Origin of the sequence: Leptospira abararensis (genome assembly GCF_016918735.1) — a bacterium.
GTDB lineage: Bacteria > Spirochaetota > Leptospiria > Leptospirales > Leptospiraceae > Leptospira_A > Leptospira_A abararensis.
The window spans coordinates 1-1,205 of the sequence record NZ_JAFFPR010000013.1 but is presented as its reverse complement, the minus strand read 5'-3'; the positions used below and the strand labels follow the sequence as shown (position 1 = coordinate 1,205).

The 1,205-nt window shown below is 39.7% G+C and carries 1 protein-coding gene; it reads left to right on the top strand.

The features are described 5' to 3' along the window. Positions 1 to 110 precede the first annotated feature (110 nt). Positions 111 to 1,157 (top strand): IS481 family transposase, encoded by a 1,047-nt coding sequence (locus JWG40_RS04160; protein WP_205284605.1) that lies wholly within the window; start codon positions 111 to 113, stop codon positions 1,155 to 1,157. Positions 1,158 to 1,205: the final 48 nt, after the last annotated feature.

The window sequence follows — 1,205 nt, the reverse complement described above, 5'->3', positions numbered from 1 at the left end:
TGTGCTAGTATAGTATTCACCTGACAGTTTCGTAAAGAAGCAGTGGTCACACATCCTCTAATTAGAAAAATGATTTTTACCACAAAGTCATTTCCTAGGAGGGAAGACGTATGACCACCACCAATACCAACGTAAGCACCAAAGCAGCGAGAAGAAAGCTAAATTTGTTAGAATTAGCAAATGAACTAAGCAATGTCAGCAGAGCCTGTAAGATCATGGGCTACTCCAGACAACAATTCTATGAGATCAGAAGAAACTACCAAACGTTTGGTTCAGAAGGTTTAATCGACAGAGTATCTGGAGCGACCAACCCCCATCCAAACCGATTGTCGGAAGAACTCGAAAAAGTGATTCTGGATTATAGCCTCATCAATCCAACTCATGGTTCCATTCGTGTAGCCCAACAATTGAATTTAAAAGGTCACAGTGTAAGTTCAGGAGGAGTGAGAGGAGTTTGGACAAGAACGAAACTTCTTACTAAACACCAAAGACTGTTAAGACTCGATCAACATCTTAAAGAGCATCCCATAGAGCTCAATGAAAATCAAATAAAGCTGCTCGAGAAATTCAATCCTGAATACCGAGATAGGCACATTCAGGCTGATTTTACAGGGGATTTGGTCGCTATGGATACATTTATGGTAGGAACATTAAAAGGGATAGGAAGAGTCTACCTACAGACAGTTATCGATTGTCACTCAAGATATGCTTGGGGAACTCTTCATACATCGAAAATGCCAATTACGGCTGTCCAGACTTTAAACAATGAAGTTCTTCCTTTCTTTGAAGAACACAACATTCCTATCAAAACAATTCTGACAGATAACGGACGAGAATACTGCGGGAGAGAAGATCAGCATCCATTTGAACTATTCCTTCAACTAGAGGACATCGAACACAGAACCACGAAAGTCAGAAGACCACAAAGCAACGGATATGTGGAAAGGCTTCATCGAACTTTACTCGACGAACACTTCAGAGTCGCTGGCAGAACAAATTTTTATGAAACAGTCGATGAAATGGAAAAAGATTTCCAGGTATATCTCAAGTTCTATAACAACGAAAGATCTCACCAAGGCAGAAATATGAATGGGAGAACGCCCTATCAAGTTTTCCTTGATGGTATCCGAGAATTAACACAGGAAAAAAATCAATAATCTAAATTAAATTAGAGGATTGTGTAAGGCGAATACTGTATCTGTACA